General features: G+C 54.0%; 21 protein-coding genes. 10 read left to right on the top strand and 11 right to left on the bottom strand.

What is annotated here, in order from left to right; genetic code table 11:
* Positions 1–75: 75 nt before the first annotated feature.
* Positions 76–891 carry an AraC family transcriptional regulator gene (locus ABK821_RS20090; RefSeq protein ID WP_138359598.1) on the bottom strand — a complete coding sequence of 272 codons (816 nt, stop codon included), beginning with the start codon at positions 889–891 and terminating at the stop codon, positions 76–78.
* A 253-nt stretch (positions 892–1144) separates the two neighbouring features.
* On the opposite strand from ABK821_RS20090, the gene ABK821_RS20085 reads away from it, so the two are divergent.
* Both ABK821_RS20085 and ABK821_RS20080 read left to right on the top strand, forming a co-directional pair.
* Entirely contained in the window at positions 1145–2545 is a 1401-nt protein-coding gene (locus ABK821_RS20085; protein ID WP_138359600.1) for an MFS transporter, read from the top strand.
* 10 nt (positions 2546–2555) lie between these two features.
* Complete coding sequence (locus tag ABK821_RS20080) at positions 2556–4511, top strand: glycoside hydrolase family 127 protein (RefSeq protein WP_138359602.1); 1956 nt, start codon at positions 2556–2558, stop codon at positions 4509–4511.
* Positions 4512–4688: 177 nt separating this feature from the next.
* On the opposite strand, the gene aldB is transcribed toward ABK821_RS20080, so the two are convergent.
* From aldB to ABK821_RS20055, 5 genes are all read right to left on the bottom strand, one after another.
* Positions 4689–6227, bottom strand: coding sequence for an aldehyde dehydrogenase AldB (aldB, locus tag ABK821_RS20075; protein WP_308561711.1), 1539 nt, complete (start codon positions 6225–6227; stop codon positions 4689–4691).
* A gap of 218 nt (positions 6228–6445) precedes the next feature.
* Positions 6446–6640 carry a hypothetical protein gene (locus ABK821_RS20070; RefSeq protein WP_138359606.1) on the bottom strand — a complete coding sequence of 65 codons (195 nt, stop codon included), beginning with the start codon at positions 6638–6640 and terminating at the stop codon, positions 6446–6448.
* Between the two features lie 284 nt (positions 6641–6924).
* Positions 6925–8784 (bottom strand): selenocysteine-specific translation elongation factor, encoded by a 1860-nt coding sequence (selB, locus tag ABK821_RS20065; RefSeq protein ID WP_308561713.1) that lies wholly within the window; start codon positions 8782–8784, stop codon positions 6925–6927.
* Positions 8781–10169: an L-seryl-tRNA(Sec) selenium transferase gene (gene selA / locus ABK821_RS20060; RefSeq protein WP_138359610.1), complete on the bottom strand. Its 1389-nt coding sequence runs from the start codon at positions 10167–10169 to the stop codon at positions 8781–8783. Before selA ends, selB begins: the two co-directional genes overlap by 4 nt.
* A gap of 93 nt (positions 10170–10262) precedes the next feature.
* Positions 10263–10871, bottom strand: a complete 609-nt coding sequence (locus tag ABK821_RS20055) for a glutathione S-transferase (RefSeq protein WP_138359612.1) — start codon at positions 10869–10871, stop codon at positions 10263–10265.
* 527 nt (positions 10872–11398) lie between these two features.
* Between ABK821_RS20055 and ABK821_RS20050 the strand changes: the two genes are divergently transcribed.
* The 3 genes from ABK821_RS20050 to mtlR all read left to right on the top strand — a co-directional run bounded on the left by ABK821_RS20050 (position 11399) and on the right by mtlR (position 15186).
* Positions 11399–13309 (top strand): PTS mannitol transporter subunit IICBA, encoded by a 1911-nt coding sequence (locus ABK821_RS20050; protein WP_138359614.1) that lies wholly within the window; start codon positions 11399–11401, stop codon positions 13307–13309.
* A gap of 132 nt (positions 13310–13441) precedes the next feature.
* Positions 13442–14590 carry a mannitol-1-phosphate 5-dehydrogenase gene (gene mtlD, locus ABK821_RS20045; RefSeq protein WP_343178539.1) on the top strand — a complete coding sequence of 383 codons (1149 nt, stop codon included), beginning with the start codon at positions 13442–13444 and terminating at the stop codon, positions 14588–14590.
* On the top strand, positions 14587–15186 hold the full coding sequence (mtlR, locus tag ABK821_RS20040) for a mannitol operon repressor MtlR (RefSeq protein WP_138359618.1): 600 nt from the start codon (positions 14587–14589) through the stop codon (positions 15184–15186). Before mtlD ends, mtlR begins: the two co-directional genes overlap by 4 nt.
* On the opposite strand, the gene ABK821_RS20035 is transcribed toward mtlR, so the two are convergent.
* Positions 15175–15399: a hypothetical protein gene (locus ABK821_RS20035; RefSeq protein ID WP_138359620.1), complete on the bottom strand. Its 225-nt coding sequence runs from the start codon at positions 15397–15399 to the stop codon at positions 15175–15177. The genes mtlR and ABK821_RS20035 overlap by 12 nt on opposite strands.
* Before the next feature lie 201 nt (positions 15400–15600).
* Here ABK821_RS20035 and ABK821_RS20030 point away from each other — a divergent pair, with 201 nt between their 5' ends.
* The 5 genes from ABK821_RS20030 (at position 15601) to trmL (ending at position 20770) form a co-directional block, all read left to right on the top strand.
* Positions 15601–15963, top strand: a complete 363-nt coding sequence (locus tag ABK821_RS20030) for a YibL family ribosome-associated protein (RefSeq protein ID WP_138359622.1) — start codon at positions 15601–15603, stop codon at positions 15961–15963.
* 420 nt (positions 15964–16383) lie between these two features.
* Positions 16384–18039, top strand: a complete 1656-nt coding sequence (gene lldP / locus ABK821_RS20025; RefSeq protein ID WP_138359624.1) for an L-lactate permease — start codon at positions 16384–16386, stop codon at positions 18037–18039.
* Complete coding sequence (gene lldR / locus ABK821_RS20020; RefSeq protein ID WP_138359626.1) at positions 18036–18809, top strand: transcriptional regulator LldR; 774 nt, start codon at positions 18036–18038, stop codon at positions 18807–18809. Before lldP ends, lldR begins: the two co-directional genes overlap by 4 nt.
* Complete coding sequence (gene lldD, locus ABK821_RS20015; RefSeq protein WP_138359692.1) at positions 18809–19993, top strand: FMN-dependent L-lactate dehydrogenase LldD; 1185 nt, start codon at positions 18809–18811, stop codon at positions 19991–19993. Before lldR ends, lldD begins: the two co-directional genes overlap by 1 nt.
* A 303-nt stretch (positions 19994–20296) precedes the next feature.
* Positions 20297–20770, top strand: coding sequence for a tRNA (uridine(34)/cytosine(34)/5-carboxymethylaminomethyluridine(34)-2'-O)-methyltransferase TrmL (gene trmL, locus ABK821_RS20010; RefSeq protein WP_138359628.1), 474 nt, complete (start codon positions 20297–20299; stop codon positions 20768–20770).
* Positions 20771–20798: 28 nt separating this feature from the next.
* Here trmL and mutM read toward each other — a convergent pair whose 3' ends face one another.
* The 4 genes from mutM to radC all read right to left on the bottom strand — a co-directional run bounded on the left by mutM (position 20799) and on the right by radC (position 23134).
* Positions 20799–21608, bottom strand: coding sequence for a bifunctional DNA-formamidopyrimidine glycosylase/DNA-(apurinic or apyrimidinic site) lyase (gene mutM, locus ABK821_RS20005; protein ID WP_138359630.1), 810 nt, complete (start codon positions 21606–21608; stop codon positions 20799–20801).
* Between the two features lie 219 nt (positions 21609–21827).
* A complete protein-coding gene (gene rpmG, locus ABK821_RS20000; RefSeq protein ID WP_002436700.1) occupies positions 21828–21995 on the bottom strand; it encodes a 50S ribosomal protein L33 in 168 nt (55 codons plus the stop codon).
* A gap of 20 nt (positions 21996–22015) precedes the next feature.
* Complete coding sequence (gene rpmB, locus ABK821_RS19995; RefSeq protein WP_002436699.1) at positions 22016–22252, bottom strand: 50S ribosomal protein L28; 237 nt, start codon at positions 22250–22252, stop codon at positions 22016–22018.
* Positions 22253–22468: 216 nt separating this feature from the next.
* Positions 22469–23134 carry a DNA repair protein RadC gene (radC, locus tag ABK821_RS19990; protein ID WP_138359632.1) on the bottom strand — a complete coding sequence of 222 codons (666 nt, stop codon included), beginning with the start codon at positions 23132–23134 and terminating at the stop codon, positions 22469–22471.
* Between the last annotated feature and the right edge of the window lie 7 nt (positions 23135–23141).

Below are 23141 nucleotides of genomic sequence, written 5' to 3'. Positions count from 1 at the left end.
CACTCGCTGTTCGGTAGAAGTGTAGGGACTATCTACATCTAAACTCTCAGCCTCCTCTACAAAAGGAGGCATCACCTACGCCGAATTCACATGCTCTTTGCAGTAAAGACGCTTCCACGCTGCCGGAGTCAGACTGGTGTGCTTGCGGAAAATTTTGCGGAAATAGCCGACGTCATTAAAACCACATTTCGTCGCCACCTCCGTAAGTGATAAGGAATCACTGATAAGCAGCTTTTCCGCTGCCCTCACCCGCTGACGGTGCAGCGCTTCAGTTAACGTCAGACGGAAAACATGACGATAAACACGTCCCAGATAATCAGCATTACAGTGCAACTCTTTCGCTAGCGTCGAAGCGGAAATGGGCAGATGAAACTGAGTAAGAATAATTTGCTGCGCTTTCCATGCCAGCGCATTACCGGGAGTATCAATGGGTTGTTCACTTGCTGCCGCCGAAATTTGCTGCAGAATTAACAACAAGATCAATTCCAGCGCGACGCTACGATGAATATTTTCCTGTTCGCGTAAGAATTGCCGGAACAGTGAAATAATATACTGAGGCTCACTGACTCGCGTGTGCTGCCGGATAGATAGCAATGGTTCAGGTAATGAAGTGTGTCCTTCAGTCGTTACTTCAAAATGCAGCCAGTAGAATTTTAAATCTGCCGGAAATTGCCCGATACCAACATGTAAACGTTGCGGCCAGAGTAGCAAACTTTCTCCGGAACTCACGCTAAAAACAGTGTTGTTTTCGCGAATCGTTAATATCCCTTTTTCGACAAAAATTATTTCCCAGGAATGAAGCTGGCGCGCCGGATGGCTACCGATACCGCGGGAAATAAACAACCCGCCGTTTTGTACCTTAACCGGAAGAAACATGGATAATTCAAGCATAGATATTCAATTTTCCGCTTTCCGCATCATAAAAAACCCTGATTACCTTTGATTATTCACGCTAAAATAGCGTTATCCTGGATCAAAATCACACTTTTTTAATTAAGTCGGAATCGTCATCTTTTTATACTTTTTCATTCCCTTGTTGCTCACAATATTTAGTGCAGAATAAATAGCGTACTTTGCAAATTACACAATAAAAGCCCGCATCTCAGCGGGATGATTTTCCGCACATCACATCCGGGAGTTATTTATGACTTCGGCTCCGATTACGACAAACGATTTGGCACAACGTGCTCAGGACGACAAATTATCCCTCCGCGAAAAAATCGGTTATGGATTAGGCGATGCGGGCGGGACAATCATTACCTGCCTGATCATGAACTTTCTGACTTTTTTCTACACTGATGTTTTTGGCCTGACGCCCGCGCTAGTCGGGACTCTGTTTCTGGCCCTGCGCGTTTTTGACGCCATTTCCGACCCCATCATGGGCGTACTGGCTGACCGAACCCAAAGTCGCTGGGGGCGCTTTCGTCCCTGGCAATTGTGGATCGCATTACCCATTGGCGTTATCGGCGTCCTGACGTTTACCGTGCCTGACGCCGGTATGGGGATGAAGATCGCCTGGGCATTCGGCACCTATTTGCTGCTGTCGGTGAGCTATACCGCGATAAACGTGCCGTACTGCGCGCTAATCAACACCATGACCACTCGTCATACCGAGGTTATCTCATGCCAGGCATGGCGTTTTGTCCTGTGCGGCGTAGCGGGTTTTTTGGTCTCCGTTGGACTTCCCTGGCTGGTAAAGGCGCTTGGCCACGGTAATACCGCCCAGGGTTATCAGTATGGCGTCGGCGTACTCTGTGCCATTGCGGTGGTGATGTTCCTGTGCTGCTTCTTCTGGGTTCGTGAACGCGTCTCGCTGGACGTGATGGGTAAGTTTACCCTGCGCGAACATATCGCCGGGTTGCGTAAGAACGACCAGCTACTGCTGATGCTGGTGATGTCGTTTTTGCTGATCAACGTCTTTAATATCCGCGGCGGCGGCTACATGTACTTTATTACCTACGTACTGGGAGGTTCTACCGGTTATACCTCCCTGTTTTTCACCATGGTGACCTTCGCATCAATTTTCGGCTCGGTCATCATCAATCTGCTGTCACGCCGCTTTGATACCGTCAAACTCTACTATTACACCAACCTGGTATTAGCAGTGATAGCCATCATGATGTGGTTTTTGCCAACTGGCCCGGCATACCAGGCCCTGTGGCTGATAGTCATCCTCGGCAACGGCATTATTCTCGGCTTCACCCTACCGCTGCACTTTTCGCTGATGGCCTTCTCCGACGACTACGGCGAATGGAAAACCGGCGTACGCTCTTCAGGCATGAACTTCGCCTTTAATCTGTTCTTCATCAAGCTGGCATGGGCCTCCAGTGCCGGCATTATCAGTCTTGTCTTTATCTACGTGGCATATCATCCGGGAGTAGCCAACCAAACGGCATTATCGCTGACCGGCATCACCTCAATGGAAACCCTTCTGCCTGCTCTGTTCCATCTGCTGCTGGCTTTTTCCATTCGTGCCTGCAAGCTCAATAATCCTATGATGGCGCGCATTTCCAGCGACCTGCGCACGCGTCACGTTCAGTCTTAAGGAGTCTGTCATGTCTGTTACGGAAGTCGATCTGCACAAACTGAAAATCAATGACCCGTTTCTCGGCCAGTACCAACAACTGGTGCGTGATGTGGTGATTCCCTATCAGTGGGATGCACTTAATGATCGCATCCCGGAAGCTGATCCGAGCCATGCGATAGAAAATTTCCGTATCGCCGCCGGACTACAGGGCGGGGAATTTTACGGCATGGTCTTTCAGGATAGCGATGTGGCCAAATGGCTCGAGGCCGTCGCCTGGTCACTGTGCCAGAAGCCGGACGTCGGGCTTGAAAAGACCGCCGATGAAGTCATTGAGCTCATCGCTGCCGCCCAGTGCGAAGATGGCTATCTGAATACCTACTTTACGGTTAAAGCGCCAACGGAGCGTTGGACTAACCTCGCTGAGTGCCACGAACTGTATTGCGCCGGGCATATGATTGAAGCGGGCGTCGCCTTCTTCCAGGCCACCGGCAAACGCCGTTTGCTGGAAGTGGTCTGTCGGCTGGCGGATCATATTGACCGCATATTTGGCTCCGGCGAGAACCAGTTACACGGCTACCCTGGACACCCGGAAATCGAGCTGGCGTTGATGCGTCTGTACGATGTAACTCAGGAGCCGCGCTACATGGCGCTGGTGAACTACTTTGTTGAGGCGCGTGGAACGCAGCCGCATTTTTACGATATCGAATATGAAAAACGCGGTAAAACATCCTACTGGCACACCTACGGCCCGGCATGGATGATAAAAGATAAACCCTACAGCCAGGCGCATGAACCGCTCTCCAGGCAAACTGTCGCCATCGGCCATGCGGTTCGCTTTGTCTACCTGATGACCGGTGTTGCCCATCTTGCTCGTTTAAATCAGGATGAAGGCAAACGTCAGGATTGCCTGCGACTGTGGAAAAATATGGCTCAGCGTCAGTTGTATATCACCGGTGGTATAGGTTCGCAAAGCAGCGGGGAAGCCTTCAGTTGTGACTACGATCTGCCAAACGACACGGTGTATGCGGAAAGCTGCGCCTCCATCGGCCTGATGATGTTTGCCCGCCGGATGGTAGAAATGGAGGCTGACAGCCAGTACGCCGATGTGATGGAACGCGCGCTGTATAACACTGTGCTCGGCGGAATGGCGCTCGACGGTAAACATTTCTTCTACGTGAATCCTCTGGAGGTGCATCCGAAATCGTTAAAATTTAATCATATTTACGATCACGTAAAGCCCGTTCGCCAGCGCTGGTTCGGCTGTGCCTGCTGTCCACCGAATATCGCCCGCGTGCTAACCTCGCTGGGACACTATATCTACACGCCACATAAAGACGCGCTATACATCAATTTGTATGTCGGCAACAATGCTGAGATCCCGGTAAACGATGGAACGCTGCGCCTACGTATCAACGGTAACTATCCGTGGCAGGGGCAGGTAAAAATTGTCATCGACTCATCCTCACCGATCACGCATACCCTGGCACTGCGTCTGCCGGACTGGTGTACGAATGCAAAGGTAACGCTGAACGGAGTGGAGGTTGCGCAAGATATACGTAAGGGCTATCTGCACATTACCCGAACCTGGCAAGAAGGCGATACGCTTCTGTTAACACTGCCAATGCCGGTACGCCGCGTGTACGGCAACCCACTGCTGCGCCATGTGGCTGGTAAAGTTGCTATTCAGCGCGGACCGCTGGTCTATTGCCTCGAACAGGCAGATAACGGCGAGGAATTGCACAATCTGTGGTTACCAAAAGAGAGTGATTTCCAGGTCTTCGAAGGCAAAGGGCTATTTGCACACAAAATGCTGATACAGGCGGAAGGCGTGAAGCAGAGCGTTGCCGATGCGCAACAGAAGACCTTATGGCACTACGATAACACGCCATCTTCCCGCCAGCCACAAACGCTGACGTTCATCCCCTGGTTCAGTTGGGCCAACCGTGGCGAGGGGGAAATGCGTATCTGGGTTAATGAAGAGTGATAATTTAGCGTGCCGGATAAGCGCTTAGCAATATTTGGCCAGTGGCATTTTCTCTACAAGCCTGATATGCGATTCGCTATCAGGCATTTCAGGCTTACCGGGTTTTCCCCTTGGCAAATTAAGGTGCTTGCTTAACTTTCCCCCTGACGGACACGCCGTCCGCCAGGGGCTTCACGCTTAAAACAGTCCCTGCGGTTTCTCCGAATAACTCACCAGCAGACACTTGGTTTGCTGGTAGTGATCCAGCATCATCTTATGTGTCTCGCGCCCAATCCCCGACAGCTTGTAACCGCCAAACGCGGCATGCGCCGGATAGGCATGATAGCAGTTAGTCCATACCCGTCCGGCCTGAATCCCGCGCCCCATTTTATAAGCCAGATTGCCGTTTCGGCTCCAGACCCCGGCACCGAGGCCGTACTGAGTATCGTTGGCGATTTCCAGCGCCTCCTCCATCGTTTTAAAGGTGGTGACGGCCAGCACCGGGCCAAAGATCTCCTCCTGGAAAACACGCATATTGTTGTTACCAAACAGGACGGTGGGCTCAAGATAATACCCCTCCTTCAGTTCACCTTCCTGTTGTTTACGTCGCCCGCCGGTCAGCACATCCGCGCCCTCTTTCTTACCGATATCAATATAATTGAGGATCGTTTCCAGTTGACCATGGGAAACCTGCGCGCCCATCTGCGTCACACTGTCCAGCGGGTTACCGCAGCGAATGCTCTCCACGCGGCGAATTGCCCGTTCCATAAAGCGTTCATAAATAGATTCCTGCACCAGTGCCCGACTCGGGCAGGTACAGACCTCCCCCTGGTTAAAGGCAAATAATGCAAAACCTTCCAGCGCCTTATCGAAGAACGAATCCTCTTCGTCCATGACATCGGCAAAGAAGATATTCGGCGATTTACCGCCCAGTTCCAGCGTAACCGGAATAATGTTTTGCGTGGCGTACTGCATGATCTGCTGTCCGACTTCCGTCGAACCAGTAAAGGCAACTTTTGCTATGCGCTTCGAGGTTGCCAGATATTCACCAATCTCGCCCCCCGCGCCATTCACAACGTTAACCACGCCAGGAGGAAGCAGATCGCCAACGATCTCCATCAGCAACAGGACCGAAAGGGGAGTCAGACGCGCCGGTTTAAGCACCACGCAGTTGCCCGCCGCCAGCGCTGGCGCCATTTTCCAGCTCGCCATCAGCAGGGGGAAGTTCCACGGGATAATTTGCCCGACCACGCCAAGCGGTTCATGGAAATGATAGGCGACGGTTTCGCTGTCCACTTCACTGATCCCGCCTTCCTGAGCACGAATACAGGAGGCAAAATAGCGGAAATGATCAATTGCCAACGGCACATCAGCCGCGATGGTTTCACGGATCGGCTTACCGTTATCCCAGGTTTCGGCCGTCGCCAGCAGCTCTAAATTTTGCTCCATACGATCGGCAATCTTGAACAGAATCGCCGCGCGATCCTGTACGGAAGTCTGGGCCCATTTATCTTTCACTTTATGGGCAGCGTCGAGGGCAAGGTCAATGTCCCTTTTACCTGAAGAGGCAACTTCACAGAGCGGCTGCCCGGTGACCGGCGTCAGATTCTGATAGTACTCACCGTCGGCAGGCGCTACCCACTCCCCACCAATGAAGTTGTCATAGCGAGCCTTTAATTTCAGAGGGAATCCATATTCACCGGGTTGAATATGTGTTGCAGGGGAATTATTTGTCATGGACGTCTCCTTGCAGTAGGGGTATAACGATGGCGAGATATTCGCCAATTGATTACAGCATTACGACTGCGGTCACGTTATTCGGAGTGGCCGATATTGATGTACCGGGTGGGCCTTACCATTTATCCAGCCTGAGCAAACATCCCCTTCACAGGCCTCGCCATCCGCCAGTTAATGGCATCGCGCAACGAGAGATCGCGACGATTTCGGCATGCCCATCATAAATAACGCTGAAATATCGAATGCCTGAAATGCATTCTGAATATTTCAGTCATGCCTGATTTTTTCGACTTATCATCCGTAGCAATGAATGTGTGGCGCAAACGCCTTTCCACCATGGTATTCATTGTTTCTATTAATGAACCGGCGTCGATTACATTCGAGGAAGGAATAAAAAATGTTGAAGCAGCCATTGTACTATCCTCAATCACTGCAATTAGACAGGCAGAATACGAGTGAATATTCTTTAAAAACGTGATCGTTGTTATTATTTAACGTTCTGATAATATAAAAGGCACATTAAGTTCATATTTTAATGTGCCTGTTGAGAAAATGTGCGGGTATTTCCCCCGGCTGACGCCTTACCCATCATGGGAAGCCAACAATATCATCATGTTATGAATTTCACTCAGGCCCGAGCCAGCGGCGCTGGTTACAGGGCAATGCGATAAAAGCACGTTTTATCAAACATCTTAAATTAATCGTTTCCTCGTTTAACCGGAAATAGTAACGCATCACGTAATAAATGATCGTTGCCACGACGGCGGGTAAAACCGATGCGGTCAAAATATTCCAGGATCTGAATAGCGAGCTTTCGTCCCACTCCCAATCGATCGCGAAAATCGGCCGCGCAGGTAGACCCCCTTTCCTGATCCAGTTCGCGGATCATTCTGGCGAACGTCACAATCCGATCGTTACGGTAGTAGCGATCTTTGACGATCGCGGTAATCATCCCCTGCTGCGCCGCCTGGCGTAACACTGCGCGCATTAATGCCTCTTCAACGTTAGCCTCCCGCGCCAGATCGCGAACCCACCAGGGTTCATCAGCAAACAGCCCGGCAACCCGCAGCCAGATCACCTGCTGCTCGTCGGTAAACCCCGCCTTATGATCCGGTAAATGCAGCCAGCCGTGGTGACTATGGACCATTCCGCTTTCGCGCATCTGCTCAATCAGCAGCAGCACCAGGGCTTCATCTTCCATCGGCAGCGCAATACGCCGCAGACGCTCGCGGCCCGGTCCCGGCTCATCGCGATGCTGGTCATGATAACGCGCCAGGGCGTCGAGCAGTTTCCGCTGCCAGCGCGCAGCCAGTGGCGCGCTGAGTAAACGATTCCCCGCCTGCAGATAGTCAGGACGGTGACTTAGCGCCTGTAGCCCCTCGTCGCTGAGCTGACGCGCCCAGGCAAAATCATCAAGATGAACCGCATCACGTTGCAGATGGATCTCCAGCGCGCTGGCATCATCGCTTTGCGCAGCGGCCAGCGTGTGCAGCCACTGTATGTATTCTGCCTTACGCTTGCCTCGTCGCGGCGGATTGAGCGTCACCACCCGCGCGCCAGCCAGCGTCTGACGGGCGGAGATATCGCGCAGCACCAGACGATCGTTATCCGCCAGCCACAGCGGGCAGTCGAAAACCAGTTCCGCCAGCGCCCCCTCCAGCAGTGACACGCGGCCAGTGATATGGCTGGCTGCATGATGGATATGTAGCGGTTGCCACTGACCGAGCGGCGTGTGGCACTGCAGCTCGACAATTACGCGTTCGCTGGCTTCCGGTGGCTGTACGGAAAGCAGCCAGTCGCCGCGATTCAGTTGCTCTTTTTGCGCATCACCCACAATATTCAGGGCAATGCGTTGGCCCGCCTGGGCCTTCCCGACCGACTGATTCTGCGCATGCAGACCACGCACGCGCATCGGCTTATCCACACCAGTCAGCCACAGCGTATCCCCCACATTCACCTCGCCGGAAAGCGCCGTTCCGGTGACCACCAGACCCGCGCCTTTTACGCTAAACGCCCGGTCGATAGCAAGGCGGAAACGCTGATGCTGCGGATGCGGCCGCGCGGAAAGTCGCAGTAAATGATCGCGTAGTTCGGCAATGCCCTGGTTTTCCGTCGCTGCGGTAACAAACAGGCTCGCAGCAGTAAAACCGAATTCGGCCAGCACCGCGTCGATTTCCCTTTTCACTTCCTCAACCCGCCCGGCCTCAACGCGGTCAGATTTGGTGAGCGCGACCGTTAACCTCGGCTTACCCGTAAGCTGAAGGATCGCCAGATGTTCACGCGTCTGCGCCATCACCCCATCATCACAAGCCACCACCAGCAGCGCATGATCGATGCCGCCGACGCCAGCCAGCATGTTGGACAAAAACTTTTCATGACCCGGCACGTCAATAAATCCCAGCACTCGGCCATCGGGCTGCGGCCAGTAGGCGTAGCCGAGGTCGATAGTCATTCCGCGCGCTTTCTCTTCCGGCAGGCGATCGGCATTGATACCGGTAATCGCCTGCAGCAACGTGGTTTTGCCGTGGTCAACATGTCCGGCAGTGGCAATAATCATTTCGCTAACATCTCCATAAACCGGGTTTCATCCTCAAGACAGCGGAGATCCAGCCACAGTCGACCATCATAAACCCGGCCAATAACCGGCACCGGAAGCCGACGCCAGCGAACCGTCAACGCCTCCAGCTGGCTACCGCGGCCATTGCACGGGGTAAACGTCAATGCCGCGCTGGGTAACCGGTCCACTGGCAACGAACCGCTGCCAATCTGCGACAAACAGGGTTCTACCCGCAGTACAAAATCTGGGTAATATTCCGCCAGCGCGGCTTGTATACGTTCGCCCAGCTGGCGAATCTCGTCTACGGGGCGGGTCAACAGACGTAGCGTCGGCAGTTCAGCGGCCAGTGTCTCCGGGTGCAGATAGAGGCGTAGCGTGGCTTCCAGCGCCGCGAGCGTCATTTTATCCGCCCGCAGCGCACGTTTCAGCGGATGGCTCTGTAAACGCGCGATCAGCGCTTTCTTACCGACGATAATTCCCGCCTGCGGGCCGCCCAGTAGTTTATCCCCGGAAAAGCTCACCAGGCTGATGCCCGCGGCAATCATCTCCTGGGGCATTGGCTCTTTTGGCAAGCCGTAGCGGCTTAAATCCACCAGCGAGCCGCTGCCAAGATCGGCGACAACCGGGATATTCAGCTCGCGGCCAATTTCCGCCAGCGCCACCTCATCAACCGCTTTCGTAAAGCCCTCAATGCTGTAGTTGCTGGTGTGAACTTTCATCAGCAAACCGGTATTGTCATTGACGGCCTGACGATAATCTTCCCCATGGGTACGATTAGTGGTACCGACTTCATGCAGGATGCAGCCCGCCTGGCGCATCACGTCAGGAATGCGAAACGCACCGCCAATCTCTACCAGCTCACCCCGCGATACCACAACTTCATTACCGCCGGCGATGGCCGCCAGCATGAGCAGCACCGCCGCCGCGTTGTTATTGACGATGCAAGCATCTTCCGCACCGGTTATCCGACAAAGCAGGTCGGCCAGCGCCCGGTCCCGGTGGCCGCGTCCGGCATCCTCGAGATCGTATTCCAGCGTCACCGGCGCGCGCATGGCCTGGGCAACGGCTGCAATCGCCGCTTCTGCCTGAAGCGCACGGCCAAGATTGGTATGCAGTACGGTGCCCGTCAGGTTGAAAACCGGGCGCAGCGCACTCTGCTGCGTTTGCGCCAGACGCCGGGCGGTTTCCAGCAGCCAGTCGTCACACCAGACCGGCAGCGCATGTCTCTGACGAATATGTTCCCTTGCCTCATCCAGCATCTGACGTAGCAGCGTAACCGTCTGCGAGTGACCATACTGCATCAGCAACGAGGAAAACGCCGGAGCATGGAGTAAACGGTCAATGGCCGGAAGCCGGGTATACAGTGCACGAATCTCGGTAGTCATGAATGAACCTGTTTTCCCCTCCCGACGGGAGAGGGAGTCAATAAATGAGCAGCAATTGTAATACCTTCGCGCAAAAACTGTTACCTGCCTGGGTCAACTCCCTGGCGGTTCAGTGCGCGCAAAACTGGGGCGCTGGAAGAGTGAATCCACCAGTTTAACCAGCTTAGGCCGTGTCGCGCACCAGCCCGGCGCAACGCGGCGAATATTAAGATAAGCAATGGCGCAGGCCGTGGAAATGGTCGCCAGATTCACCTCATCGGGACGTAAAATACCGTCATTTGCATAGCCTTCCAGGGCATCAAGACCACGCGTAACTTTTTCCCGTTGGCGCAGCAGTTCGCTTTCTAACTGCTGCGTCGCCGGGCGCATTTTCTCCCGCACCAGCGCCTGCGCTGCTTCCATCACGCCATCTGCCAGCGCTTCAATTTGACGCATTTTCAGCGCGGCTTTCGGCTCCGCGGGCAGCATAGCAGGCGCAATGCCAAGCTGCTCCAGGTATTGAGCGATAATGGGGGAGTCATACCAACATTCACCGTCGTCGGTAACCAGCGCAGGCACTTTTCCCAGCGGATTGTATTTCGCCACACGATTGGCGTCGTTATAAGGAAATTCGTTGACGAACTCGAAAGGGATCGCTTTTTCCAGCAACATGACGGAAATTTTGCGCACAAAGGGACTGGTGTAGCTGCCGATCAGTTTCATTGCCTGCTCCTTTCGCCAACAAAAAAGTAAGTATGGCGCAGACCGTAGTAAAAAACCGACAAACCGAACGTAATTTACCCTGCCGTTTTCGCCATGATGGCTAAAATGTCCTTTAGTGGATCAAGTTACTGAGTTACATATCCTCATATTAGACGCGGCATAATCTGCCCAGGATCACATCAGGGAAAATCCGTGGGGATATATTTTGTGATGTAAATCACAAATAAATAACAAACTCATAAAAAATATTTGTGATACATATCACATAAAAGTGTGTTTTTTACTCTAAAACTCCCTCCTGTTGTTTTTTTACACTCAATTTTTGTGACGCAAGTCACTATACAGACCCACTACTAACCTATATTTATGTGATGTAAATCACATAAAAGCCCACTAACTGGACAGCGTAACAATTCAGTGCCAGATTTCGCACTATCAATCCGGGCCCGGCTACCTCTGCCGCCACATTAACAACAAGCCTCGGGCTTTCAGCCTGCCGATAGCAAAAACAGAAGAAGGGGTGTTTTATGTCATCCGATATCAAGATCAAAGTGCAAAGCTTTGGTCGTTTTCTCAGCAATATGGTGATGCCAAATATCGGCGCGTTTATCGCGTGGGGTATTATCACCGCACTATTTATTCCAACAGGATGGTTACCGAACGAAACGCTGGCGAAGCTGGTGGGTCCGATGATCACCTATCTGTTACCGCTGTTGATCGGTTATACCGGCGGTAAACTGGTTGGCGGCGAACGCGGCGGCGTAGTCGGCGCAATTACCACTATGGGCGTCATCGTCGGCGCGGATATGCCGATGTTCCTCGGCTCGATGATCGCGGGTCCTCTGGGTGGCTGGGCCATCAAGAAATTCGACGTTTGGGTAGATGGTAAGATTAAATCCGGTTTTGAGATGCTGGTGAATAACTTCTCCGCCGGTATTATCGGTATGATCCTCGCCATCCTGGCGTTCCTCGGTATCGGTCCGGCGGTTGAAGTCCTGTCCAAAATCCTGGCTGCGGGCGTTAACTTCATGGTGGCGCACGACATGCTGCCGCTGGCATCCATCTTTGTTGAACCGGCGAAAATCCTGTTCCTTAACAACGCCATCAACCACGGTATCTTCTCGCCGCTGGGCATCCAGCAGTCTCATGAACTCGGCAAATCTATCTTCTTCCTGATTGAAGCTAACCCGGGTCCGGGTATGGGCGTCCTGCTGGCATACATGTTTTTTGGCCGCGGCAGCGCTAAGCAGTCTGCGGGCGGTGCGGCAATCATCCATTTCCTCGGCGGTATTCACGAAATCTACTTCCCGTACGTGCTGATGAACCCGCGTCTGATTCTGGCCGTTATCCTCGGCGGTATGACCGGTGTGTTTACTCTGACTATCCTCAACGGCGGTCTGGTTTCTCCGGCCTCTCCGGGCTCAATCCTCGCCGTACTGGCGATGACGCCGAAAGGAGCCTATTTCGCTAACATCACGGCGATTATTGCCGCGATGGCCGTCTCCTTCGTGATCTCGGCGATTCTGCTGAAAACCAGTAAAGTCAAAGAAGAAGATGATATCGAAACAGCGACCCGTCGTATGCAGGACATGAAAGCGCAGTCCAAAGGCGCAGCGACTCCGCTGTCCACAGGCGATGTCACGAACGACCTCAGCCATGTGCGTAAAATCATCGTCGCCTGCGACGCCGGTATGGGCTCCAGCGCCATGGGCGCAGGCGTGCTGCGTAAGAAAGTACAGGATGCCGGGCTGAGCAATATCTCCGTCACCAACTGTGCGATTAACAACCTGCCGCCGGATGTTGACCTGGTCATCACTCACCGCGACCTGACCGAACGCGCGATGCGCCAGGTGCCGCAAGCGCAGCATATTTCGTTGACCAACTTCCTCGACAGCGGCCTGTATACCAGCCTGACCGAACGCCTGGTGGCGGCCCAGCGTCACACGGATAACGAAGAGAAAGTTCGCGACAGTCTGCAAGACAGCTTCGATGCGGCGGATACCCATCTGTTCAAACTGGGTGCGGAAAACATCTTCCTCGGTCAGAAAGCGGCCACCAAAGAAGACGCTATTCTGTTCGCGGGTGAACAACTGGTAAAAGGGGGTTATGTCGAGCCGGAATACGTTCAGGCAATGCTGGAGCGTGAAAAACTGACCTCGACCTACCTGGGTGAGTCCATCGCGGTTCCGCACGGCACTATCGAAGCGAAGGATCGCGTTCTGAAAACCGGTATCGTGTTCTGCCAGTATCCGGAAGGCGTGCGTTTCGGTGAAGAAGAGGATGAGGTTGCCCGTCTGGTCATCGGTATCGCGGCACGTAATAACGAACATATCCAGGTGATCACCAGCCTGACTAACGCGCTGGACGATGAATCCGTCATTGAGCGTCTGGCACAGACCACCAGCGTCGAAGAAGTCCTCTCGCTGCTGAACAAGTAAACGCCGCCTCATCCTCTGCTGAGGATGAACGCAAGTGCGGTCTATTCCCTCTCCCGTTGGGAGAGGGTTAGGGTGAGGGAAAAGCCTCACCCCAGCCCTCTCAGGTAAAAACATTAATTAAAGGTTAATACTATGAAAGCATTACATTTTGGCGCAGGTAATATCGGTCGTGGCTTTATCGGCAAACTGCTGGCGGACGCGGGGATACAACTGACGTTTGCAGATGTAAATCAGGTCGTGCTTGATGCCCTGAATGCCCGTCATAGCTATCAGGTTCACGTGGTCGGCGAGAATGAGCAGGTGGATACCGTTTCCGGCGTCGATGCCGTCAGCAGCATCGGCGACGACGTCGTAGAGCTGATTGCCAGCGTTGATCTGGTGACCACTGCCGTCGGCCCGGTGGTGCTGGAGCGCATCGCTCCGGCGATTGCCAAAGGCCTGGCTAAACGTAAAGCGCAGGGCATTACGGCGCCGCTGAATATCATCGCCTGCGAGAACATGGTCCGCGGCACCACCCAGTTAAAAGGCCACGTGTTTAACGCCCTCGCGGAAGAAGATAAAGCCTGGGTCGAAGCCAACGTCGGCTTCGTTGATTCCGCCGTTGATCGCATCGTTCCGCCGTCCGCTTCCGCCACTCAGGACCCACTGGAAGTCACCGTCGAAACCTTCAGCGAGTGGATTGTCGACAAGACCCAGTTTAAAGGTGCGTTACCGAACATCCCTGGGATGGAATTAACCGATAATCTGATGGCCTTTGTCGAACGTAAGCTATTCACCTTAAACACAGGACATGCTATAACCGCCTACCTCGGAAAATTGGCGGGTCACCAGACGATTCGCGACGCGATTCTCGATGAGACGATTCGCGCGGTAGTCAAAGGGGCGATGGAAGAGAGCGGCGCCGTACTGATCAAACGCTATGCCTTTGATGCACAAAAGCACGCTGCCTACATCCAGAAAATTATTGGTCGTTTTGAAAACCCGTATCTGAAAGATGATGTGGAACGCGTTGGCCGCCAGCCGCTGCGTAAACTGAGCGCCGGCGATCGCTTAATTAAACCGCTGCTTGGTACGCTGGAATACAACCTGCCGCACCGGAACCTGGTGAAAGGGATTGCTGCCGCCATGCACTTCCGTAGCGAGGAAGATCCGCAGGCACAGGAACTGGCGGCGCTGATTGCCGGGAAAGGGCCACAGGCTGCGCTGGCGCAGCTTTCAGGTCTGGATCCGGCAAGCGCCGTGGTAGCGGAGGCCGTTAACGATTATAACGCCGCCAAATGAGGCAAGATCTGGCGCGGTCCGAACCGCGCCCATTACGACTCCTGTCAGATATGCAGGCAATAATGGAAGAAACACAGGCATTTGAAAACCGTGTGCTTGAGCGTCTGAATGCTAGCAAAACCGTAAGAAGCTTCCTGATCGCCGCCGTTGAACTGCTGACGGAAGCAGTCAATATTCTGGTGCTTCAGGTGTTTCGCAAAGACGACTACGCGGTGAAATACGCAGTGGAGCCGTTGCTGGATGGTGACGGGCCGCTGGGCGATCTTTCTGTACGCCTGAAGCTGATTTATGGCCTTGGGGTGATTAGCCGCGCCGAATATGAAGACGCCGAGCTACTGATGGCTTTGCGTGAAGAGTTGAATCACGACGGTAATGAGTACAGCTTTACCGACGACGAGATCCTCGGACCATTCGGCGAGTTACATTGCGTTGCGGCCCTGCCGCCCACGCCGCTATTCGACGAGAGCGATGCGGAACTGCTGGCAATGCAGAAAATGCGCTACCAGCAGGTTGTACGTTCAACAATGATGCTATCTCTGACCGAGCTGATTTCTAAAATCAGCTTAAAAAAAGCCTTTCAAAAATCAACGCTCTGATTCTGTCTCTTGTGGGTTGCACGCCGGCCGATAAAGCTGACGATAATACTCAAGACGACGCAAAAATAGCGCTTCTTTGTCTGCTGGAATATCCTCCGGTATATGCTGCAAACGTGGGGACTTTTTCAGATATTCCAGAAAGGCCTGACTTGAGGCCATAAAATCTACAGTTTTATCAATAACATCAAGTATGCCATCGCCAATTTTTGCCATCACGCCCTCCTCTACGTTGGGATCATCTTATTTAAGGATTAACCAAAAACAGGGAATCAGATGAAAAAAAGGTGCTTAATGGGCAACAGGCTTCACAAAAAACGAAAAACAACAACGTTTCGATAAATAACTACCCACGACACAAGCGACAGCACATACTATATGTCTGATCATGATCATTTCTTAGCAGATTAAACTACCATGAAAGAAGTCGAAAAAAATGAAATCAAGCGTCTGAGCGACCGTCTCGACGCCATTCGTCACCAACAGGCCGGTTTGTCGCTGGTTGAAGCCGCCGACAAGTACGCTGAGCTGGAAAAAGAAAAAACCACCATTGAAGCCGAAATCGCCCGTCTGCGCGACGTTCAGGGCCAGAAACTGAGCAAAGAAGCGCAAAAGCTGATGAGCCTGCCGTACCGCCGCGCCATCACCAAAAAAGAGCAGGCCGATATGGGTAAGCTCAAGAAAAACGTGCGTGGTCTGGTTGTTGTCCACCCGATGACCGCTCTGGGTCGCGAAATGGGCCTTAAAGAGATGACCGGTTTCTCCCGAACCGAATTCTGATCCTTTCTCCGAATAATCCCCCGGTGGCGTGACGGGACTGCTCCTTGCTCAGTTGGGCGTCCAACGTTCAGGCATCAGTCCACAACGCTTACCGGGGCGGTATACCCGCACGGTATTGGCGTTTGTTGTCCGGCGAAAGCACGACAGGCTCTGTCTCCGGGGCATGCGCTTGTTGAAATGTGACTCACCGTCGTCCCCTCCGGCGCCGCGTTGGCCCTACCAATTATTTAATAAATCCCCCAATAGTTCACATATCTATTATTTTTAGTCACACACATATTGCTCATCAATAACATTTGATTAACCATTCGTTGTCGTTAACCCTACAATCGCACTTTGGCCGGGCCAGTTTTACAAATGATGTGACCTGCAAACAGCGCAAGACTCAGCACCACATCTGGCGGCCCAATGGAGACCTGCATGAACCTCTGGCAACAAAATTACGATCCGGCCGGAAATATCTGGCTATCAAGTCTTATCGCATCACTACCGATTCTGTTTTTCTTTTTTGCTCTGATTAAGCTCAAGCTGAAAGGATATGCCGCCGCAACCTGGACCGTATTAATTGCGTTGTCTGTCGCCCTGCTGTTCTACAAAATGCCGGTCGACCATGCGCTGGCCTCGGTTGTTTACGGCTTCTTCTACGGCCTGTGGCCAATCGCATGGATTATTATCGCGGCGGTTTTCGTCTACAAAATCTCGGTGAAAACCGGGCAGTTCGACATTATTCGCTCATCGATTTTGTCGATTACCCCGGACCAGCGCCTGCAAATGCTGATCGTCGGCTTCTCCTTTGGGGCCTTCCTTGAAGGTGCGGCCGGTTTCGGCGCGCCGGTGGCGATTACCGCGGCATTGCTGGTCGGGCTTGGCTTTAATCCGCTGTATGCGGCGGGCCTGTGCCTGATCGTCAACACCGCACCGGTGGCGTTCGGCGCCATGGGCATTCCGATTCTGGTTGCCGGTCAGGTTACTGGGCTGGACAGCTTCGAAATCGGCCAGATGGTTGGCCGCCAGCTACCGTTCCTGACCATTATCGTGCTGTTCTGGATCATGGCGATTATGGACGGCTGGCGCGGCATTAAAGAGACCTGGCCTGCGGTAATCGTCGCCGGCGGCTCCTTTGCTATCGCCCAGTACCTCAGCTCTAACTTCCTCGGCCCGGAACTGCCGGACATTATCTCTTCCCTGGTGTCGCTGGTTTGTCTGACGCTGTTTCTCAAACGCTGGAAACCCGTACGCATCTTCCGTTTTGGCGATATGGGCGCTTCGCAGGTCGATATGAACCTGACGCACACTCGCTATACGTCCGGGCAGGTGATTCGCGCCTGGTCGCCGTTCCTGTTCCTGACCGCCACGGTGACCTTGTGGAGCGTGCCGCCGTTCAAGGCGCTGTTCGCCCCGGGCGGCGCGATGTACGATTTTGTCATCAATATTTCCGTGCCGTTCCTCGACAAGATGGTGGCTCGCATGCCTCCGGTAGTCAGCGAAGCCACGCCGTATGCCGCGATCTATAAGTTTGACTGGCTCTCCGCCACCGGCACCGCCATTCTGTTCGCCGCCCTGCTTTCTATCGTCTGGCTGCGTATGAAGCCGAAAGACGCGCTGTCGACCTTCGGCAGCACACTGAAAGAGCTGGCGCTACCGATTTACTCCATCGGTATGGTGCTGGCATTCGCCTTTATTTCTAACTATTCCGGGCTATCCTCAACATTAGCGCTGGCGCTGGCGCATACCGGTCACGCGTTTACCTTCTTCTCGCCGTTCCTCGGCTGGCTGGGGGTATTCCTGACCGGTTCGGATACCTCATCTAACGCGCTGTTTGCCGCATTACAGGCGACGGCAGCACAGCAGATCGGCGTCTCCGATATCCTGCTGGTCGCCGCTAACACCACCGGCGGCGTAACCGGTAAGATGATCTCGCCACAGTCTATCGCCATCGCTTGTGCAGCGGTCGGCCTGGTGGGTAAGGAGTCCGATCTGTTCCGCTTTACCGTGAAACACAGTCTGATTTTCACCTGTATGGTCGGCGTGATCACCACGCTGCAGGCATATGTCTTAACCTGGATGATCCCGTGATAGTGATGCCGAAACGCCTTGCCGACGACGTGGCTCGTCGTGTACGGGCGCTGATAGAAGAACAAAACCTGGAAGCGGGCATGCGCTTGCCCGCCGAGCGTCAGCTGGCGATGCAGCTTGGCGTATCGCGCAACTCACTGCGCGAAGCGCTGGCGATGTTAGTCAACGAAGGGGTGCTGCTTAGCCGTCGCGGCGGCGGCACCTTCGTCCGCTGGCAGCACGAAGCGTGGTCGGCGCAAAATATTATTCAGCCGCTGAAGACGCTACTCTCCGATGACCCCGATTACAGTTTCGATATCCTCGAAGCCCGCCACGCGATCGAAGCCAGCACCGCCTGGCATGCGGCGATGCGGGCAACCGATGCTGAAAAAGAGAAAATCCGCCTCTGCTTTGAAGCGACCCAAAGTGACGATCCGGACCTGGCCTCGCAGGCCGACGTCCGCTTTCATCTGGCGATTGCCGAAGCCTCACACAACGTGGTGCTGCTGCAAACCATGCGCGGTTTTTTCGACCTTTTACAATCCTCAGTCAAGGAGAGCCGCCAGCGGATGTATCTCGTTCCGCCGGTCTTCGCTCGCCTGACCGAGCAGCATCAGGCGGTCATGGAGGCGATTATCGCCGGTGATCCCGAAGGTGCCAGACAGGCGATGATGGCCCATTTGGGTTTTGTCCACGCCACGATCAAACGCTTTGATGAAGACCAGGCCCGCCAGGCGCGAATTACCCGCCTGCCCGGCGACCATAACGAAAATACCAGGGAGAACTCGTGATGATTATTTCCGCCGCCAGCGACTATCGCGCCGCCGCACAACGTATCCTGCCGCCGTTTCTGTTCCACTATATCGACGGCGGCGCCTACGCTGAGCACACGCTACGACGCAACGTTGAAGACCTGTCCGATGTCGCCCTGCGTCAGCGGATCCTGAGAAACATGTCGGATCTCAGTCTGGAAACCACGCTGTTTAATGAAAAACTCGCGATGCCGACGGCGCTGGCTCCGGTCGGCCTGTGCGGCATGTACGCGCGGCGTGGCGAAGTGCAGGCCGCGGGCGCGGCGGATGACAAAGGTATCCCGTTTACCCTCTCCACCGTTTCCGTCTGCCCGATTGAGGAAGTCGCTCCGACCCTTAAGCGCCCGATGTGGTTCCAGCTATACGTCCTGCGCGATCGCGGTTTTATGCGCAACGCGCTGGAGCGCGCCAAAGCGGCTGGCTGTTCAACGCTGGTCTTTACCGTTGATATGCCGACGCCCGGCGCACGCTATCGCGATGCGCACTCGGGGATGAGCGGCCCGAACGCGGCAATGCGCCGCTACTGGCAAGCAGTAACCCATCCGCAGTGGGCCTGGGATGTCGGGCTAAACGGTCGCCCGCACGATTTGGGCAATATCTCCGCGTATCTCGGCAAACCGACCGGCCTTGAAGATTACATTGGCTGGCTGGCCAATAACTTCGATCCATCGATTTCCTGGCAGGACCTTGAGTGGATCCGTGAGTTCTGGGAAGGGCCAATGGTGATCAAGGGGATCCTTGACCCGGAAGATGCGCGTGATGCGGTGCGTTTCGGCGCTGACGGGATCGTGGTCTCTAATCACGGTGGCCGCCAGCTTGATGGTGTGCTCTCTTCCGCCCGTGCCCTGCCCGCTATCGCCGATGCGGTGAAAGGCGATATCACTATTCTCGCCGATAGCGGCATTCGCAATGGCCTTGATGTGGTACGCATGATTGCCCTCGGCGCCGACAGCGTGCTGCTGGGCCGCGCCTATCTGTATGCACTGGCGACCCACGGCAAGCAAGGGGTGGCGAATCTGCTGAACCTGATTGAGAAAGAGATGAAGGTAGCGATGACCCTGACCGGCGCAAAAACCATCGGTGAAATCAGTCGCGACTCGCTGGTGCAAAATGCCGATGCACTGCGAACCTTTGATGTCATCAAGGCGGGAAATGCGGCGTAATCGGCGATCGTTTCCCCTCACCCTCTCCCACTGGAGAGGGAATCATCCGGCAGTAAATTAACTCCGGTTTTCTCCCTCTTCCTTTCAGGGTGAGGGGCGGGGTGAGGGTTTGCCGAATATCTGCTATTCTGCCTGCCGCAACGTAATGCGCCTATCCCAGTAGGCGTACATTGTTGCAGCCAATCTGGACACGGACAGCGCGGAACAACCGGAGCGTACACGTAGTACGTGAGGATTGTGAGCACTGCCCAGGTTCAGGATGGCAAATAAAATAGCCTAATGGGATAGGCTCAAGAGGGCAGCATGCTTAACATCGTCTTATTCGAACCAGAAATACCGCCTAACACCGGGAATATCATCCGCCTGTGCGCTAACACCGGCTTCAATCTGCATATCATCGAACCAACGGGATTTGCCTGGGACGATAAGCGTTTGCGCCGCGCCGGGCTGGATTATCACGAATTCGCCGCCGTCCAGCGCCATCGCGATTACGCCGCCTTTATGGAAAGCGCAAAACCGCCGCGTCTGTTCGCCCTGACCACCAAAGGCACCCCGGCCCACAGCGCGGTAAGCTATCAGGATGGCGATTATCTGATGTTTGGCCCGGAAACCCGCGGCCTGCCGGCCAGCATTCTTGATGCCCTGCCGTCGACGCAAAAAATCCGCATTCCAATGATGCCGGACAGCCGCAGCATGAATCTGTCAAACGCGGTGTCGGTCGTGGTGTATGAGGCCTGGCGCCAGTTGGGGTATCCGGGCGCGATATTACAGCGTTAAACCCGCATCTCTCCGCTTACGCTGCGCCTTACTTCTGGCACTGGCGACAATAAAACGTCGCCCGCTGGGCGTGTTTGCTGCCGATAATCGGCGTTCCGCAAATGCGGCAGGGTTCACCCTTGCGGCCATACACCTGTAGCTCCTGAGCAAAATAGCCGGGCTTGCCGTCGCTTTGTAGAAAATCCTTCAGCGTCGTCCCGCCCTGTTCGATTGAGCGCAGCAACACCAGTTTGATCACCTTCACCAGTTGTTCGCACTCTTCACGTGACAGCGAGGAAGCCAGCCGGTCTGGATGGATCCCCGCCGAGAACAACGATTCGCTGGCGTAGATATTCCCCACCCCGACCACCAGCTTGTTATCCATCAGCCAGGGCTTAATCGCGGTTTTCTTCTTCGCGCACTTCCGCTGAAGATAGTCGGCGTTGAACTCATCGCTTAACGGCTCCGGCCCAAGATGGGCCAGCGCCGGATGGCCTTCCAGCGTTTTCGCCCACAGCCAGGCGCCAAAGCGGCGCGGATCGGTGTAGCGCAGAATCTTACCGTTGCTCATGACCAGGTCAACGTGATCGTGCTTCTCTGCGGGCAACTCTTCGCTCAGGATGCGCAAACTTCCCGACATGCCAAGGTGGACAATAATCCAGCCGTCGGGCAGCTCCAGCAGCAGATATTTGGCGCGGCGACGCACGCTGAGAACCGGGACGTCGCTCAGGCGATAGATCTCTTCGGAAACCGGCCAGCGTAAACGGCCGTTGCGCACAACAGCGTGCAGGATAGTCGCGCCAACCAGATGCGGTTCAATGCCGCGGCGACTGGTTTCTACTTCAGGTAATTCAGGCATTCATCTCTCGAAACAAGCGAAAAGAGACGCTATCTTACCGCTTTCAGCGACAAGGTTCAGGGCAATTATCATGTAACCGGCCTGAAACTCACGCGAGCGGATGACATCTCTGGGGAATAGATAACAGGAAGGATTGATGCGTCTGGCAGCAGAAGATTGGTATCAAGCAAAAATGAAAAACCCCGCCGAAGCGAGGTTTTCATTACATTGAAACCAAAATTATTTGATTTTAGCTTCTTTGTATACAACGTGCTGACGGACAACTGGATCGAATTTTTTCAGTTCCAGTTTTTCCGGCTTAGTACGTTTGTTCTTCGTGGTGGTATAGAAGTGACCAGTACCAGCAGAAGAAACCAGCTTGATTTTCTCACGAATACCTTTAGCCATGATGTATTTCCTCTAAGTACTTAGTACTTTTCGCCACGGGCACGCAGTTCAGACAGAACTGTATCAATGCCTTTCTTATCAATAACACGCATACCTTTAGCAGATACGCGCAGGGTGACAAAACGCTTCTCGCTCTCAACCCAAAAACGGTGAGAGTGCAGGTTTGGCAGGAAACGGCGTTTAGTCGCGTTCAGTGCGTGGGAACGGTTGTTACCGGTCACCGGACGCTTGCCAGTAACTTGGCAGACTCGGGACATGTCTATTCTCCAAAAATCAAATTAGCTCGAGCTTCGTATGGGGTATTGGCGCCTCGTCAGGCTTTACAGCCCGGTCATCGCAGTTCTAAGCGAACTCTCGATTGCCAGGCCCAAATGCCAAACCCGAGATTCTCAAAGGTGGCGTAGTATACGCTGACTCGGCGATGCGCTCAAGTCCCGAACAGACAAAGATCCCAATGGATCGCGTGATCGGGGTTAAATCCAGCCGCGCTCAGCAAAAGATACGTACGCTCCGCGGCCGATAACAAGGTGATCAAGAACTCGTATGTCCATGAATACACAACATCTTATCACTCTCTCGGTAATCAACCTGTCTGCCTTACTCGGCTCAGGACTACCGGATGGATGATTATGCGCCAGAATCACCGCGGCGGCGTTCACTTTGATGGCTTCGCGTACGATTTCTCGCGGATGTACCTCAACGTGGCTAAGGGTACCAGAAAAAAGTCGGCTATGTTTCAATACCCGGTTCTGATTGTCTAAAAAGATCACCATAAAGATCTCGCGTTGTTCATCAGCCAACTGACTTTGCAGAAATTCCCGTGTCATTGACGGACTGACCAACGCCGGTTCTTCTGTCATCCGCAGACTAAAATAGCGCCGCGCCAGTTCAGCAATGCCTTTAAGCTGCGCATATTTCGCCAGGCCAATCCCGTCAACCTCATCAAGCTGTGCTTTTTCCGCCGACAGCAGACCGTATAGCGAACCAAACCGCTGCAATAAATCGTGGGAAAACGCCATGACATCCTGCTTTCGCGTTCCGGTGCGTAAAAACAGTGCCAGCAGCTCAATATCCGACAGAACTTCAATACCGTAGCGCTGCATCTTTTCCCTCGGCATCAGGGGCTTCTGTATATCCATGGCGGAC

It is taken from the genome of Klebsiella sp. KE9456 (genome assembly GCF_043832615.1).
GTDB classification, from domain to species: Bacteria; Pseudomonadota; Gammaproteobacteria; order Enterobacterales; family Enterobacteriaceae; genus Klebsiella; species Klebsiella indica.
This window is presented reverse-complemented; position numbering and strand designations above follow the sequence as displayed.